General features: G+C 52.1%; 13 protein-coding genes. 10 read left to right on the top strand and 3 right to left on the bottom strand.

The window, feature by feature from the left end; genetic code table 11:
- The first annotated feature begins 166 nt into the window (after positions 1-166).
- The 7 genes from purL (at position 167) to purN (ending at position 9,316) form a co-directional block, all read left to right on the top strand.
- Complete coding sequence (purL, locus tag AQULUS_RS09235) at positions 167-2,506, top strand: phosphoribosylformylglycinamidine synthase subunit PurL (RefSeq protein ID WP_148339871.1); 2,340 nt, start codon at positions 167-169, stop codon at positions 2,504-2,506.
- Positions 2,506-3,549 (top strand): phosphoribosylformylglycinamidine cyclo-ligase, encoded by a 1,044-nt coding sequence (gene purM, locus AQULUS_RS09230; RefSeq protein ID WP_148339870.1) that lies wholly within the window; start codon positions 2,506-2,508, stop codon positions 3,547-3,549. Before purL ends, purM begins: the two co-directional genes overlap by 1 nt.
- On the top strand, positions 3,549-4,802 hold the full coding sequence (purQ, locus tag AQULUS_RS09225) for a phosphoribosylformylglycinamidine synthase I (protein ID WP_172622808.1): 1,254 nt from the start codon (positions 3,549-3,551) through the stop codon (positions 4,800-4,802). The genes purM and purQ overlap by 1 nt, the downstream gene beginning before the upstream one ends.
- Positions 4,780-5,772, top strand: coding sequence for a phosphoribosylaminoimidazolesuccinocarboxamide synthase (locus tag AQULUS_RS09220; RefSeq protein WP_148339868.1), 993 nt, complete (start codon positions 4,780-4,782; stop codon positions 5,770-5,772). Before purQ ends, AQULUS_RS09220 begins: the two co-directional genes overlap by 23 nt.
- Positions 5,773-5,919: 147 nt before the next feature.
- Positions 5,920-7,422 carry an amidophosphoribosyltransferase gene (purF, locus tag AQULUS_RS09215; RefSeq protein WP_148339867.1) on the top strand — a complete coding sequence of 501 codons (1,503 nt, stop codon included), beginning with the start codon at positions 5,920-5,922 and terminating at the stop codon, positions 7,420-7,422.
- On the top strand, positions 7,419-8,738 hold the full coding sequence (gene purD, locus AQULUS_RS09210) for a phosphoribosylamine--glycine ligase (RefSeq protein WP_197737341.1): 1,320 nt from the start codon (positions 7,419-7,421) through the stop codon (positions 8,736-8,738). The genes purF and purD overlap by 4 nt, the downstream gene beginning before the upstream one ends.
- Positions 8,735-9,316, top strand: coding sequence for a phosphoribosylglycinamide formyltransferase (gene purN, locus AQULUS_RS09205; RefSeq protein ID WP_148339865.1), 582 nt, complete (start codon positions 8,735-8,737; stop codon positions 9,314-9,316). The genes purD and purN overlap by 4 nt, the downstream gene beginning before the upstream one ends.
- Here the strand turns inward: purN and AQULUS_RS09200 are convergent.
- Positions 9,308-10,405 carry a U-box domain-containing protein gene (locus tag AQULUS_RS09200; protein WP_148339864.1) on the bottom strand — a complete coding sequence of 366 codons (1,098 nt, stop codon included), beginning with the start codon at positions 10,403-10,405 and terminating at the stop codon, positions 9,308-9,310. The genes purN and AQULUS_RS09200 overlap by 9 nt on opposite strands.
- A 330-nt stretch (positions 10,406-10,735) precedes the next feature.
- Complete coding sequence (locus AQULUS_RS09195) at positions 10,736-11,614, bottom strand: DMT family transporter (protein WP_172622807.1); 879 nt, start codon at positions 11,612-11,614, stop codon at positions 10,736-10,738.
- Between the two features lie 151 nt (positions 11,615-11,765).
- Between AQULUS_RS09195 and purH the strand changes: the two genes are divergently transcribed.
- The 3 genes from purH to glyA all read left to right on the top strand — a co-directional run bounded on the left by purH (position 11,766) and on the right by glyA (position 15,297).
- A complete protein-coding gene (gene purH, locus AQULUS_RS09190; protein ID WP_148339862.1) occupies positions 11,766-13,307 on the top strand; it encodes a bifunctional phosphoribosylaminoimidazolecarboxamide formyltransferase/IMP cyclohydrolase in 1,542 nt (513 codons plus the stop codon).
- Positions 13,308-13,529: 222 nt separating this feature from the next.
- A complete protein-coding gene (purE, locus tag AQULUS_RS09185) occupies positions 13,530-14,024 on the top strand; it encodes a 5-(carboxyamino)imidazole ribonucleotide mutase (protein WP_148339861.1) in 495 nt (164 codons plus the stop codon).
- Between the two features lie 4 nt (positions 14,025-14,028).
- Positions 14,029-15,297, top strand: a complete 1,269-nt coding sequence (gene glyA / locus AQULUS_RS09180; protein ID WP_148339860.1) for a serine hydroxymethyltransferase — start codon at positions 14,029-14,031, stop codon at positions 15,295-15,297.
- A 19-nt stretch (positions 15,298-15,316) separates the two neighbouring features.
- Here glyA and idi read toward each other — a convergent pair whose 3' ends face one another.
- Positions 15,317-15,868 carry an isopentenyl-diphosphate Delta-isomerase gene (gene idi, locus AQULUS_RS09175; protein ID WP_148339859.1) on the bottom strand — a complete coding sequence of 184 codons (552 nt, stop codon included), beginning with the start codon at positions 15,866-15,868 and terminating at the stop codon, positions 15,317-15,319.
- Between the last annotated feature and the right edge of the window lie 51 nt (positions 15,869-15,919).

Genomic DNA, 15,919 nt, shown 5'->3' with positions numbered 1-15,919 from the left:
CGAAGCTGACAGAATCAAAGACTGGCAGCTAAACGAGCATTCTCTGAACGGGGATGGCAGCGCTCAATGTCTGTTAAAATGACCGTTTCTCCACGGCATCATTTGATTTTACTCCCAAACACCGCTATCTTATGCCCACGATTGACCATTAGATTAGGGCCTGTAAATGCAGCAGACACCTGACGTTCTTGATTTTTCCCAGCTATCCAGAGAGGCAATTGAGCAGACTTTACGCCAATACCACCTCGGCCTGACTGTTGATGAAGCGCTGACCATTCAAAATGCCCTGCTTAAGCGTCCTCCCACTTTTGCCGAATGTGTCCTGTGGTCCATACAGGGCTCGGAACATTGTTCCTATAAAAGCAGCCGCAAGTATCTTAAACAGTTTGTCACTGATGGGCCGCATGTCATTCTCGGGCCGCGCGAAGATGCGGGTATTGTGGCGGTCGCGGCCGATAATCTGGGCGTGCGTTACGGTGTGGTGGTGAGCCACGAATCACACAACCATCCTTCACAAATTGTGCCTTATGAAGGTGCGGCGACCGGCGTGGGCGGGAATGTGCGCGATGTTTGCTGCATGGGCGCGGAAGTTATCGCCGTTGCGGACAGTTTGCGTTTCGGGGACATACACCGTCCCAAAACACACTGGATCCATGAAGGTGTTGTGAGTGGAATCGCGGGTTATGGCAACCCGCTGGGCATCCCGAATCTTGCCGGGGATGTTTATTACGATACCGCTTATAATGAAAACTGCCTGGTCACGGTCGTGACGCTGGGGGTGGTGCGTGAAGATCACGTTATCCATTCTTACGCCCCGCCGGATGCGGATGGCTATGTTTTTATTCTGGTCGGCAAACCCACGGATAACAGTGGTTTTGGCGGGGCGGCATTCGCCTCGGCTACCCTGAAGGAAGAACATCAGGAACGCAACAAAGGCGCGGTGCAGGAACCCAATGCATTTTTACAGAGGCATATCCTGAAGGCCAATTATGCCTTATTCAAAATTCTTCGTGAAAAAGGCTTGATTGATAAAGTCGGATTTAAAGACCTGGGGGCGGGTGGCGTCGCCTGCGCCAGCGTGGAATTGGCGGAAGCCGGCGGTTATGGCGCTGAAGTAGACCTGGAACAGGTTCCTACCGGCATGCCGGATTTGCTTCCGGCCGTGATCTTGTGTTCAGAGACCCAGGAGCGGTTCATGTGGGTTGTGCCTGAAAATCTCGTTGAACTGATTCTCGGACATTACAATGAAACCTTTGCCCTCCCTCAGGTGTCCGAGGGCGCGCGTGCGGCAGTGATTGGCAAGATTCGCACGGACGGCCTCTATGTAGTGAAGTACCACGGCAGGGAGTTGGTGCGCGCACAGGCGCACGATGTCACCAAGGGCATCCATTATGACCGGGCTCATGCAGCGCGGCCTGCGGCGGCGGCAGAACCCTCGCTGCCCGCGCCGGAAAATTTTAATGACGTGCTGCTCAGACTGCTTGCGCACGAGAATATCGCTTCGCGCGCGCCTATATACGAAACCTATGATAAACAGGTACAAGGCCGTACTGTGGTGGAGGCGGGCTGGGCTGACGCCGGAGTCATGGCACCGTTTAATGATGACAGATATCCTGAAGAAATCCGCCAGGTCGGCATTGCTCTTTCGCTGGACCAGAATCCGCGTTATAACAAGATCGATGCCTACTGGGGGGCGGTTAACGCCGTGGTCGAGTCCGTGCGTAATATCACCGCAGCCGGCGCAACCCCGCTTTCGCTTTCGGACTGCCTGTGCTTTGGCAATCCCGAAAAACCTGAACAAATGAATGAATTCATTGAATCGGTGCGCGGCATTGCTGATGCATGCCAGGCCGTGTCGCTGAAAGACTATCCCCAGGCAACCTTGCCGATTATTTCCGGGAATGTCTCGCTTTATAATGAATCATCGCAGGGTGCGATTCCACCCAGTCCCATGATTGCCTGCCTGGGCTCGCTGCCAGACGTTTCCAGGGCGATGACGTATGATCTGAAGCGGACGGATTCACTGCTGGTCATGGTAGGTGAGCGTAAGGATGAATGCGGCGGCAGTGTTTACTATCAACTTTATAATGAATTGGGAAGCCGGGTTCCCAAGCCGGACTTGAAAACCTTTTCTGATGAAATTCACGCGGTGCATGAAGCCATACAAAATGGCTGGGTACTGGCAGCCCATGATATTTCAGAAGGCGGCGCTGCCGCGGCGTTGGCGGAAATGAGTTTTAAAAACCGCATAGGCGTGCAAATCGACATTCCCGGCGAGCTGGCTGCTGACAAAAAACTGTTTGCGGAAACAGGCGGATTTATTCTGGAAATTCCCCGCGACAGTCAGAAAGATATCAGGCAGCTTTTTGAACAGCGCCGGGTCAACGCTTTTATTATTGGTGAAACCACGAAAGAACCGCGGCTGAAAATGAACGCGGTCATAGACTTGCCGGTCAGCGCAGCAAGGTCGGCGTGGGAAAACGGTTTACGGGAGAGATTGTTATAATGAGCAGCATTGACTACAAGGCCGCAGGTGTTGATATTGAAGCGGGCAACGAAGCTGTGCGCCGCATCAAGCAAGCGGTAGAAAGCACTTTTTCGCCGCATGTGCTGACCGGAATTGGCAGTTTCGGCGCCATGTATGATCTTAAGCCGCTCATGCAGCAATACCGCCACCCGGTGCTGGTGCAGAGCATTGATGGTGTCGGCACCAAAATGATGGTTGCCAAACTGATGCAAAAATTCGATACCATCGGTATGGATCTTGTCAGCGCCACGGCCAATGACATCATTGTGCTGGGCGCCAAACCGCTGACCCTGCTGGATTACATCGCTAACGACAAATTGAACCCGGAAATCATTGAGCAGATCATCAACGGCATGGTCGCGGCCTGCCGTGAAAATGATATTTCGCTCGTGGGCGGAGAGACGGCGGAAATGCCCGGTACCTATTTGCCTGGCGAACATGATCTGGTTGGCATTATCACGGGCGTGGTGGAAAAAGATGAAGCAGTCCTTGGGAAAGGAATTACGGAAGGGGATGTGATCGCCGCTTTTCCATCCAGCGGACTGCATACCAACGGCTATTCTCTTGCGCGCAAACTGCTTTTTGACGTGGCAGGTTACAATGTGCAGACCCGCCACCCTGGTCTCGCACATTCGCTAGGAGAAGTTCTGCTCACGCCGCACCTGAATTATACCCGGCCGGTTTTGCACCTGCTTGCAAACAAGATACCCGTTAAAGGCATGGCGCATATTACCGGGGGCGGTGTACTGGAAAACATTCCGCGTATTCTTCCCAAGGGCTGTGCGGTGGAAATTCACCGGGAAGCCTGTCCTGTGCTGCCCATATTCCAGGTTTTGCGCGAGCTGGGACGCCTGGACGATAATGAAATGTACCGCACCTTCAACATGGGCATAGGGCTCATCATGATTGTGCCGTCAGCGGCGGTCGCAGCAATGCGCGCAGCGCTAAGCGATTTTCCTTCCTATCCTGTTTATGAAATCGGCCGCGTTGTGAACGGCCAGCAAGACGTGAGGTTAATCTGATGCGTATCGCTATCGTCCAGTTTCCCGGTTCCAACTGTGAACGCGAGACCATGCTCGCGGTAAAAAGAGCGGGAATGGAGCCGGTTGAATTTTTATGGAATGAACCGCGCGAAAAATTGCGCGAGATGGCGGGGTATATCATTGTGGGCGGATTTTCTTACGAAGACCGTTCGCGCGCGGGTATTATCGCAGCACTGGATCCCGTCATGCAGGAAATCAAGGCGCAGAGCGAGAGCGGCAAACCGGTGCTGGGCATTTGCAATGGCGCGCAGATTCTGGTGGAAACAGGGCTGGTGCCGGGGCTTGAAAATAATAAAATCGGGATGGTATTGACGGAAAACAAACGCATTGCCAACGGAAAGATTCTTGGCACAGGTTATTACAATGCCTGGGTTCATATGCGTTTATCCAGCCAGTATCAGCGCAATGCTTTTACGCGTCACTTGAATGCGGCCAGCATCCTGCATGTGCCTGTGGCGCATGGAGAAGGGCGTTTTGTCATGACCCAGGCCTTGCTTGATGAAATCGAACACCAGGGTTTGAATGTATTCCAGTATTGCGATGCCGAAGGCGTCGTGACGGACAGTTTTCCGGTCAATCCTAACGGATCCATGCGAAATATCGCCGCGGTCTCCAACAAGGCCGGAAATGTGATGGCCATGATGCCGCACCCTGAACGTACCGTAAATGGAGACCCCATTTTTCAGTCCATGCGGGACTATATCGCGGAAGGCCAGACAGAACATACCGTTCCCCTGTATTATTATCCGCGCCGTGTGCAAAACCCTGTTTATCAAAAACCTGCGGCTAGCCATGAATGTGTCGTTGAGCTGATTATCACGGACAACCATGCGCTGACGGTGCAAAACACCTTGCGGCAGAAAGGGATGCCCGTGACGGTCACACGCCGGATGCACTGGGAAATTCAATGCGACGCGCCCGCCGTGCTCGACCAGATCAAGGCGAGCGGCGTATTGTTCAATGAACGCAAGGAAGTTGAAATTTCACCGGAGCCGCTGCAATCCGCCTTGTCCGCGCGGTTTCTTGTGCGTCCCAGAGAGGATTTGCTGGGCCGGCAAAAACTGCAGACGCTGAAAGATCACTTTTCCGTCCAGGGAGTGAACGCGATTCAACACGGTGTTTTATGGCAATTTACCGTTGAAGACGCTAAAATGCCGGACTGGATAGACAACATATTACAAACAAACATTATATTTAACCCATACGCCCATGACTGCTTCCAATATAACTGATTCATACCGCGAGCTTATTCGCTCCGCGCTGCCATACTGCCTGACCGAGACGTCTTTTAATTTCGGCCGTAAATATCAGGGCAAGGTTCGGGATGCTTACGACCTTGGCGATAAATTGATGCTGGTGACCACAGACCGTCTGACGGCTTTTGACCGCCAGCTGGCGTTGATTCCTTACAAAGGCCAGGTCTTGAACCTCACCAGCGCCTGGTGGTTTGAGCAAACCGCTGATCTGGTTCCCAACCACCTGATTGCCGTGCCTGATCCGAATGTGGTCATTGCAAAAAAATGCCAGGTATTCCCTATCGAATTTGTCGTCCGCGGGTATATCACCGGCACCACGGGAACCTCGCTCTGGACTCAATATCAGAAAGGCGTACGCGAATATTGCGGCATCACTTTTCCGGAAGGATTGAAGAAAAACCAGAAGCTGGCCCGCCCGGTCCTGACCCCTACCACCAAGGAAACGGAACATGATCGTCCCATTTCTCCGGAACAGATTGTTTCCGAGGGCTGGATGACGCAGGCTGACTGGGATGAGACCAGCCGCATGGCTTTAACCCTTTATCAGGCGGGTGTGGAAATTGCGGCGAAGCATGGATTGATTCTGGTGGACACCAAATATGAATTCGGCCGTGATCCGCAAGGCCGTATTGTTGTCGTGGATGAAATCCATACGCCGGATTCAAGCCGGTATTGGCTGGCGAACAGTTATCAGGAGCGTCTTGACCAGGGCCTGGAACCTGAAAACATAGACAAGGAATTTTTACGCATCTGGTTCGCCAAACACTGTGATCCCTACCAGGATAAAACCCTGCCTCAGGCGCCACAGGAGTTAGTCGAGACCCTGGCTGCCCGTTATATTCAGTTGTATGAAATGATCACAGGCAAACCCTTTTCTTTCGCGCAGCAGCCGGGCCGCCCGATTGATAAAAGAATTTTGCGCAATGTAGCGGGATACCTGGGCTAAATCAGGGGTGCCGCTTCTACACATGCGATGCCGCGCGCAGCGCGGATCCAGGAAAGCTGACAGGCCGGATTCTGATATATTATTTCTTTCCCCACGAGGTCTCGCGCCCCGTGGCCTGTATAAACTCACTTTTATTGTGGTGTAACCATGTGCGGCATTGTAGGCATTTATAGTCACGAACCAGTAGCGGCAGAGTTGTATGACAGCCTCATCCATCTCCAGCATAGAGGACAGGATGCGGCGGGGATACTCACTTGCGATGAGCGATTCTATTCCCGGCATGGTCTGGGGCTGGTGCGTGAAATTTTCACGCCGGGAGATGTGCTGCCGCTGAAAGGTAATATCGGCATCGCACACACACGCTACCCTACCGCAGGCGGTTACAGCGAATCGGACATACAGCCTCTCTGGATAGGCAGTCCGCGCGGCATCGCGCTTGCGCACAATGGCAATATTGTCAATTACCCTGAGCTGGCTGATGAAATACGGCTGAAGCAGCATCGTCATTTGAATTCGTCACTGGATTCCGAAGCTTTGCTGCTTATGCTTGCTGACAAGCTCGCCACCGGGTCTTATGCCGATAATGACGATGAGGATTTTTTCAGGCAGTTGTGCAAGGCGGTGAAACATATATATCGCCGCATGGAAGGTTCTTATTCCATCGTCAGCGTGGTCATTGGCAAAGGTCTGGTCGCGTTTCGCGATCCTCACGGCATAAGGCCGCTGGTTTGGGGAGAGCGCAAGCGCAAGGATGGTGCGAGTGACTATATTTTTGCATCCGAGACCACGGCATTTTATGCGCTTGGATTCGAACCCAAAGGGGATTTGCAGCCGGGTGAAGTGGCTTATGTCAGCCGATCAGGAAAATTGTTCCGGCAGGTGGTTGAAGCGCGCGAATTCAGGCCTTGCGTATTTGAATATGTCTATTTCGCCCGCCCTGACTCCACTCTGGACGGCGTCAGTGTCTACCGCTCGCGTCTGCGCATGGGCCAGAACCTCGCGCGGCGCTGGAAGGAAATCCACCCTGGCCATATTCCCGACGTGGTGATTCCTGCTCCGTTTACCGCAAACACTGCCGCGCTTTCTTTCGCCCATGAACTGGGTGTGCGCTATTCCGAAGGCTTGTATAAAAATCCGTTCATCGGTCGAACGTTTATCATGCCTAATCAGAAAGCGCGGTCTCGCAGTGTGCGGTATAAGCTGACGCCGCAGCGCACTGAAATTGAAAATAAAATCGTGCTGATTGTGGATGACAGTATTGTGCGCGGCACTACATCGCGGGAAATTGTAAAAATGGTGCGTGAATTCGGCGCAAAAGCCATTTATTTCGTGTCAACCTGTCCTCCGATCAAGAATCCCTGTTTTTATGGAATAGACATTCCGTCGCGCGCGGAACTGATTGCCGCCAATCATACCGAAGAACAGATACGCAAATATCTGGGCGTGGATATTTTAATGTATCAAAACCAGGAAGACCTGGTCGAAGCAGTCACGCGCCGCGGGCAGCACCATATCAAACAGCCTTGCATGGCTTGTATGGATGGAGATTATATATGCGGCAATATTACGGAGCAGAAAATTGCAATACTGGAGCGGCAGCGTGAAACCGACCGCCGTTCCGCCGCGGAAAAACAGGGAGACGGCAAATAATGAATGTCTTGATTATTGGTTCGGGCGCGCGTGAGCACGCGATCGCGGCGGCATTACACCGTTCACCTCAAAGCAAGAATATTTTTTGCTGCGGCACCTCTCTTAATCCCGGTATCCGGCAAATGACACTGCGCTATTGGACCGGCGATATCTGTGATATCGATCAGGTAACGAAAATGGCGCGGGAGTGGCAGATCAGTCTTGCCATTATTGGTCCGGAAGCGCCGTTGGAAAAAGGATTGGCGGATGCCTTGTGGAAAATGTCCATTCCCACTATCGGACCTAAAAAACAACTCGCACAGATTGAAACCAGCAAGGGTTACGCGCGCACATTGATGCAGAAATACAACATACCGGGCTTGCCGCGCTATCAGGTTTTTCAGGATATCTCCGGCGTGGATAAATTTTTGCATCAGCTCGGTGAGGGAAATTATGTCGTCAAGGCCAACGGGCTCATGGGCGGCAAAGGCGTGAAAGTGGCGGGTGACCACCTGCGTTCATTTGAGGAAGCGCGGCATTTTTGCCGGGAAATTCTCGCCGCGGGCCAGACATTCGTGATAGAAGAAAAACTGATCGGCCAGGAATTTTCATTCATGTGTTTTTGTGATGGCGAACACGTGGTTCCCATGCCTATTGTCCAGGATCACAAGCGCGCGTTTGTCGATGACAAAGGGCCGAACACCGGCGGTATGGGCAGTTACTCGGATGCCAGTCACAGCCTGCCGTTTCTGACGGAACATGAGGTTGTCAGCGCGTTTCATATCAATGAAGCGGTGGTTCGCGCCTTGACGAAGGAAACGGGTGAAAAATATATCGGGATATTGTACGGCAGTTTCATCGCGACCCGCCGCGGTGTTTATGTCATCGAATTCAATTCGCGGTTTGGCGATCCCGAAGCGCTCAACGTGTTGACCATACTGGAATCCGATTTTGTCAAGGTATGCGAAGCGCTGGTCACCGGAAATCTCACGCGTGATCAAGTATGCTTTTATCCGCTGGCGACTGTGTGCAAATATGCGGTTCCGCTGGGATATCCGGAAACACCGGTTAAAAATGGCGTCATCGATATCAGTGCGGTGAAGAATAAATCTCAATTGTATCTCGCGTCTGTCCATGCCGCTGAGGGCAAGATTTATGCGACCGGATCGCGCGCGGCCGCCTATGTCGGCGTGGCGGACTCCATTTCCGCCGCGGAAGAAATTGCTGAAAAGGAAGTATCCGGGATAGTCGGGCAGCTCTTTCATCGCGAGGATATCGGAACAGAGCGGCTGGTGCAGCGGCGTATTGATGAAATGCGCAGGTTGAGAGAATCATGATACGCCTGGGAATACTCGCATCGACGCGCGGGACAAATCTGGATGCGGTGGTTGCCGCCATCCGTGCCCGACGGCTCTCCGCAAGTATCGAAATCGTGATCAGCAACAAGGCTGATGCGCCTGTGCTCGAACGCGCGGCCGCCTTCGGCCTGAAAACAGAATATATCGATCCCGCCGGACTTACGCGGGAGGCATTTGACAGGAAAACTTCAGAGATACTCAGTCATTATGCGGTAGACCTCGTGGTCTTGATCGGCTATATGCGTATCTTGTCCGCGGGCTTTATTGCGGCTTGGAAAAACAGGGTGATTAATGTGCATCCCTCCCTGCTGCCGGCCCACGCCGGTCTGATGGATATGGATGTGCACCGCGCCGTGCTGGCATCCGGCGAAAAAGTCACCGGATGTACCGTGCATCATGTTACCGAACAGGTTGACGGCGGGCCGGTTATTCTGCAGAAAACGTGCCTGGTCAACGCGCACGATACGCCAGAAATCCTGAAGAACCGTGTCCAGCAGCTGGAGGGCGAAGCACTCGTGGCAGCGATTCAGGATTTGTCCGCCTTGATGTCACATTAAGTTTTTTCTTTGCATGGTATTTGAAGAGCCGGGTTCTGTCGCGGCAGAATGGCTGGTGTCATTATCCGGGTTCTGGCTGCTGGGGTCATCATCTCTGATAACTGTCCGGACAGGGGGGCGCATACCGTCTTCATGACTTGCACTTTCACCCTCATCTCTTGATAACCGCGAGAGATCCACTCTGTCTGGCTGGCGCTGCGAGTAAGCACCGGCCAGGAACAGTGATTGATAGAGCAGTAATGTCGAAGATGACATCAGCGCGTAATTTCCCCCGAGAACCCCGAAAGCTCTTTGATGCCTCAAGTGTGAGTAAGACGAAAACAGGAAGGGGGTGAACGAAGGCTGACTCGAGCGTGATGGCAGGTTAAACAATTCAGGATGGGTGTTTTCCAGGTCATGACGCAGCACGTCCAGCAGTTCCATTTTGTCTTCGTTGATTTTTTTTATTTCTGCTGTTTTCTCTTCCAGCATGGTGTCTTCTTTCATGATGACGGCTTCGGTAAGCGTGATAAAACATTGCAAGGCTTCGATCAATGATATTTTTAACTGCGTTGTTATCCGTTTCTGCTCGCGCTGCTGATCTGCGAGCATGGACATCAGTTCTTCTCTGGATACATCGGTGCCCTCGGCGGCGGTTTGCAAGCATTCAATTGATATTTCGACAGTATCACGCAATTTTTTCTGCAGGCAGTCTATGCGTTCAAGTGAAGACACAAATTCTTCGATTTCCTGTTTGCGGAGGGTATTCAGGGTGATAGTTGAGATGGGGGTTCGTTTGATATCTATCTTGGGAGTGATTGTCAAAGCCGTTGCGAGTGCCACCGGGTCGAGAATGTTCACCTCCGTTCCCAGTTTGATCCATTCTTCCAGAGAGCTTCTTTCATAGGTGTTGCTTTGCAAACTATTCACCATGACCGGTTCTTCCATGATGACAAGATGCACGGGGCAGAGGAAATGGTTTGGAATCTTGTCTTCCGGGTAATGCAAGGCTTGCAGACGCTCCGCAAACGTTAGCGGCCTGGAGGATGAAGCTGAAGCCTGGTTATTTTCTCCCTGACCGAAGAAGTAAGAGGCGATACTTCTAAACATAATCGATTTCTCCCCGTTTCTTGTTTCTCGCACAGTCGTTATTGTTCGTTGTTTTTTGCGTCAGCAAAACGGCGTCAAATGGTCATCCGTATTATTCATCCCTTCCTTCCGCCAGCTATTTAGAGGATTAAATTCCGGGTTTTACCGTATCCGCTCAATGGCGCGGAATCTTGCTGCGGCGCCACGATGTATATACGGTAGGTTTTGATTTGATTGTATTATTTAATTCTTAAGTTAAACTTAAGAATAGTTTACTGGAATAAATTTTCCGGTTTACTAGGGGGGAGGCTTGCCGGTTCCCTGGGCGCTGAATGGGACAGTCAGAGGAAATTATTCTTTTGCCACGACACAACAGATACCGGAGATGATCAGTATCATGGCTGCGATCGTGGGCAGGGAGATCGCTTCCTGCATATAAACAGAAGACACGATCAGACTGACGACCGGCACCATTAAAAATCCCAGCGATACCATGATAGTAGGGAGCTCCCGATTCACAACCAGTCCGCTCCAGTATGACAATCCGGTGACCAGAATGCCGGTATATACCAGTGACAACACCAGAGGCAGGTTCCAGTGAATGGCAGTTAAAGGTTCCTGCATGAAAGCATAAGCCACGATGGGGACAGTGCCTGTCAGCAACTGCCAGGGGATCAGTTCCAGAGGTGATTTGGACCAGTGCATATAGCGCGCGCAAATCATGGAAACAGCCCAGCACAGGGAGGCGAGCAGCAGCATGGCGGCTCCAAACAAAATATTTTTATCCGCCCAGTCCAGTTCCCAGGGGCTGAGCAGAATAATCAGCCCGGCTATGCCCAGAAAAAATCCGGCCCAGCGCAGGATGCCGGCTTCTTCATTGAAAAAGAGGGTTGCCGCAGGCATGACCCAGAGCGGTGTGGTATAGGCGAGCAATGAAGAGCGTCCCGCGGGAAGGTAGGCAAGCCCGATGTTGGCGAGGAGGATATACACGCTGATCTGCAAAAGGCCAATAATGATAATCAGCGGGAAATCCCTGCGTTTGGGCAGGGAGAACTTTCCGATGGCGATGACCAGTGCCATCATGGTGACAGTTCCCACGATCAGCCGGACCGCTGTGTACCAGGCCGGTGTCATGTAAGCCAGGCCGATTTTATTCACGGGCCATGCCATGCCCCAGCTGAGAATGATAAAGACAAACAGACCGAAAATGCGAAAGTTAATATTTTTCATGCTTATGGCCTTGTATGTTAAGCGCATACCGGCAGTGAAAAATATTATCTTTCAAAGGGTAATGCCGTTGTAAACCGACCGTTTTACTTTCTAAAATCTCGCGAGCCGCTATAATATGCCAATCCAATAACACTGTCGATCAGAGCCTCATATGTCTATTACTCCAATAAAACGCGCTTTACTGTCAGTTTCCAACAAAACGGGCATAGTGGAACTTGCCAAGCAATTAGTTCATCTGGGAGTAGAGATCATTTCCACGGGCGGCACCAGCAAAATGCTCAAGGATGCCGATGTGCCCCATCAGCAAGTGGACGAAATCACGGGATTGCCCGAGATGCTGGATGGGCGCGTCAAGACGCTGCATCCTAAAATCCACGGCGGCATATTGGGACGGCGCGATGAGCATGCTGTGGAAGCCGCCCAGCATCAAATTCACTGGATTGATCTGGTCGTCGTCAATTTTTATCCGTTTGAACAGGCTGTCAGTAAAAATAAAAACATGTCCTGGGATGAGGCGGTTGAATATATCGATATCGGCGGGCCGACCATGGTTCGTGCCGCGGCAAAGAATTTCGCCTGGGTGGGCGTGGTGACGGATCCGTCTGATTATCCTCAGCTTATTAGCGAATTGCGTTATTCCGGCGGGCTGGAGTTTGAAACGCGCAGGAATCTCGCGCAAAAGGCATTTGTTCTTACTTCGCATTATGACGCCATGATTCATCATTATTTTCTCGAGCGTGATCAACATCCCGCTGAATGCCCGCCGCACCTGGATTTGCAGCTGGAGAAACTCACCGAGCTCCGCTACGGAGAAAATCCCCATCAAAAAGCCAGCGCCTATCGGTTCAGGCAGGAAACGCCCGGCATACTTTCCTCGGTGCAAATCCAGGGCAAGCCGCTCTCCTATAATAATATTCTGGATGCTGACGCAGCGCTCTCCTGCGTGAGTGAATTCACCGATCCCGCTTGCGTTATTGTCAAGCATGCGAATCCCTGCGGTGCGGCAACCGGAAATAATATTGAGGAAGCGTACACGCGCGCCTATGAAGCCGATCCGCTGTCCGCGTTTGGCGGAATTATCGCGCTTAATCGTCCCTGCACGAAAATGATAGCCGAAGCGGTCACGGGCATTTTCATGGAAGTGATCATCGCGCCGGCATTCACCCAGGAGGCCCTGACTGTTCTTGCCGCCAAGCCGAATCTGCGCGTTCTGGAAATGCCTGTTCATTTGCGCCCGGCATGGGAAATGAAGTTTATCAGCGGCGGTCTGTTGATGCAGGAAAAAGATGCCCAGGTCATACGGCCCGAAGATCTGAAAGTGGTGACAAGAACCCCTCCCAGCCTGCAGGAGATGGATGCCATGTTGTTTGCCTGGCGTGTCTTGAAACATATCAAGTCCAACGGCATATTGATCGCGAAAAACAACGCGACCGTCGGCATCGGCGCCGGGCAGGTTTCCCGTATCGATGCCGTGGATCTGGCTGTGCGCAAGGCGGGTGAAAAAATCCAGGATAGCGTTCTGGCATCGGATGCGTTTTTTCCGTTCCGGGACAGCATAGACCGGATTGCAAAAACCGGAGTGCGCGCGATTATACAGCCTGGCGGATCCGTGCGGGATGAAGAAGTGATCGCCGCATGTAATGAATTCGATATCGCCATGGTGTTTACCGGCAAGCGCTGTTTCAGGCATTGATATTTGTAGTTCTGCTTTGCCGTTTGCAGGAAAAATCTGGTATCATGCCGGCTCGTTAATATTAACCCTTCCGGGTTTGCCGTCAAACACAACCGAGATAAAAAAGAGGAAGATGAGGCGGTTTTTATACACATATTGAGCGCGACAAGCCTCACCTGCTCTTGTTGGCATCCGGCATGGTGTGGCGGCACCCCTTTTAATTTAATCAGCCAGGAATGAATTATGTCTAAAGTACTCGTATCTATCATCATGGGATCCAAATCGGACTGGGGCATCATGGAAGAAGCCAGCTTAATGCTTGATAAATTACAAATTCCTCATGAGGCACGGGCTTTGTCCGCGCATCGCACGCCGGATGCTTTGTTTGATTACCTGAAATCCGCCGAGCAGCGCGGAGTGGAAGTGTTCATAGCTGCGGCGGGCGGAGCGGCGCATCTTCCCGGGGTGGTGGCGGCGAAAACACTGGTTCCGGTATTGGGTGTGCCCATGCCTTCTTCGACGTTCGCCAATGGGCTGGATGCGTTATTGTCGATAGTGCAAATGCCCGCTGGTATTCCGGTCGGCACACTGGCGGTAGGCAAGGCGGGTGCTGTTAATGCGGCCATTCTCGCAGCCGGGATTCTTGGCAACAAATATCCTGAATATCGCGATGCGGTGCGCATGCAGCGTGAAAAACAGGCTCAAACGGTTTTAGAAAACGCACAACTGAAAGGATAAGTTTATGTTTCCCTATGAGTCACTGCGTGAATTTGATCCCGCCATCTGGCAAGCCATAGAAAATGAAAAACAGCGCCAGGAAGATCATATCGAACTGATAGCCTCAGAAAACTATGTCAGCCCCAACGTGCTGGCTGTTCAGGGGTCGGTATTGACAAATAAGTATGCGGAAGGCTATCCCGGCAAACGTTATTATGGCGGCTGTGAATACATAGACGTGGCAGAAAACCTCGCTATTGAACGTGCCAAAAAATTGTTCGGTGCGGATTATGTGAATGTTCAACCGCACTCGGGTTCCCAGGCCAATGCGGCTGCTTACGCTGCCATGATCAGTCCCGGCGATGTGGTGCTGGGCATGAGTCTTGCGCATGGCGGGCATTTGACGCACGGATCGCCGGTCAATTTTTCCGGCAAGCTATACAAGTTTTTTTCATACGGCATTCACCCGGATACGGGAGAAATTGACTATGAAGAAGCAGCCAGACTTGCCAGTGAGCATAAACCCAAACTGATCGTGACGGGATTTTCCGCTTATTCGCGCATTGTAGACTGGCAGCGGTTTCGCGAAATCGCGGACAGCGTGGGTGCTTATCTTTTATCCGATATTGCGCATATCGCAGGCCTGGTTGCGGTGGGATTGTATCCTTCGCCGGTTAAAATCGCTGATGTGACTACAACGACCACGCACAAGACCTTGCGCGGCCCGCGCGGCGGCATGATCATGGCGAGGGCCAACCCTGAGCTGGAAAAGAAATTGAATTCCGCGGTTTTTCCCGGCGGTCAGGGCGGTCCGCTGGAACATGTGATTGCGGCCAAGGCAGTGTCTTTTCAGGAAGCTTTGCAGCCTGAATTCAAGAGTTATCAGCAGCAGGTGCTGAATAATGCACGCGTGATGGCGAAGACCCTGATAAAGCGCGGATACAAGATTGTCAGCGGCGGTACGGATGATCATCTCATGCTGATTGATTTGATAGACAAGAGCCTCACTGGAAAAGATGCGGAAGCCGCATTAGGACGAGCATACATTACGACAAATAAAAACGCGGTTCCCAACGATCCTCAGTCGCCTTTTATCACTAGCGGCATCCGTATTGGTTCGCCCGCTGTGACAACGCGCGGCTTCAAGGAGCCGGAGTGCGAACAGATCGCGAACTGGATTTGTGACATTCTTGATGATTTGCAGAATGAAGCGGTCATTGCGCGAATCAAAAATGAAGTGATTGAATTATGCAGAAATTATCCTGTCTACGGCCGCAGTGAAATGACGGCGTGACAGTGCTCATTCCGGGCTTTCAGAGCCGGCTGATGTGCGGCTTCACAAAGCTCAGGGCTTGGTGCAGCCATGGGGTGAATCTTTCCGGCGCGGTGGTCATTTCAGACTCCAGCTCAGGTATGGTGACCCAGCGGCAGGCGTGTACTTCATCCGGGTTGGGCGCGACCGATTGTGCGGGAGAGAGTTCGCCTATCACCACATGGTCGATTTCATGTTCGGACAAGCCGTTAGGAAAACGGGCATGGTATTTAAACCAGCCCAGATCCCGCAAAGTGGCGGTGACGCCCAGCTCTTCCTGCAAGCGCCGGCTGGCGGCGGCAAGCACTGTTTCACCTTCGCGGGGGTGAGAGCAGCAAGTGTTGGTCCAGAGCCCTGGTGAGTGGTATTTGTGCAATGCCCGTTGTTGCAACAGAATTTCAACGCGGGGGGTGCGACGGAATATGAACACGGAAAAAGCCCTGTGAAGCAGGCTTTTTTCATGCGCCTCCAGTTTTTCAGCCAGGCCGATTTCATTATCCTGTTCGTCGACCAGGATGACATATTCAGAAGGTACGCATTCGGTTGCCGTCATTATGTCTTTTCCAGTAGAATGGTGGCCTTTTATAGCCTCAGGGCTTACTGA

Origin of the sequence: Aquicella siphonis, from assembly GCF_902459485.1 — a bacterium.
GTDB classification, from domain to species: Bacteria; Pseudomonadota; Gammaproteobacteria; order DSM-16500; family DSM-16500; genus Aquicella; species Aquicella siphonis.
The sequence above is the reverse complement of the archived record's forward strand: the minus strand, read 5'-3'. Positions and strand labels throughout refer to the sequence as shown.

Coding starts and splice junctions, on each gene's coding strand:
- AQULUS_RS09200 (WP_148339864.1), bottom strand. CDS start 10,405: ATGTTTAGAAGTATCGCCTCTTACTTCTTCGGTCAGGGAGAAAATAAC.
- purM (WP_148339870.1), top strand. CDS start 2,506: ATGAGCAGCATTGACTACAAGGCCGCAGGTGTTGATATTGAAGCGGGC.
- purE (WP_148339861.1), top strand. CDS start 13,530: ATGTCTAAAGTACTCGTATCTATCATCATGGGATCCAAATCGGACTGG.
- purH (WP_148339862.1), top strand. CDS start 11,766: ATGTCTATTACTCCAATAAAACGCGCTTTACTGTCAGTTTCCAACAAA.
- purF (WP_148339867.1), top strand. CDS start 5,920: ATGTGCGGCATTGTAGGCATTTATAGTCACGAACCAGTAGCGGCAGAG.
- AQULUS_RS09195 (WP_172622807.1), bottom strand. CDS start 11,614: ATGAAAAATATTAACTTTCGCATTTTCGGTCTGTTTGTCTTTATCATT.
- purL (WP_148339871.1), top strand. CDS start 167: ATGCAGCAGACACCTGACGTTCTTGATTTTTCCCAGCTATCCAGAGAG.
- purN (WP_148339865.1), top strand. CDS start 8,735: ATGATACGCCTGGGAATACTCGCATCGACGCGCGGGACAAATCTGGAT.
- idi (WP_148339859.1), bottom strand. CDS start 15,868: ATGACGGCAACCGAATGCGTACCTTCTGAATATGTCATCCTGGTCGAC.
- glyA (WP_148339860.1), top strand. CDS start 14,029: ATGTTTCCCTATGAGTCACTGCGTGAATTTGATCCCGCCATCTGGCAA.
- AQULUS_RS09220 (WP_148339868.1), top strand. CDS start 4,780: ATGACTGCTTCCAATATAACTGATTCATACCGCGAGCTTATTCGCTCC.
- purQ (WP_172622808.1), top strand. CDS start 3,549: ATGCGTATCGCTATCGTCCAGTTTCCCGGTTCCAACTGTGAACGCGAG.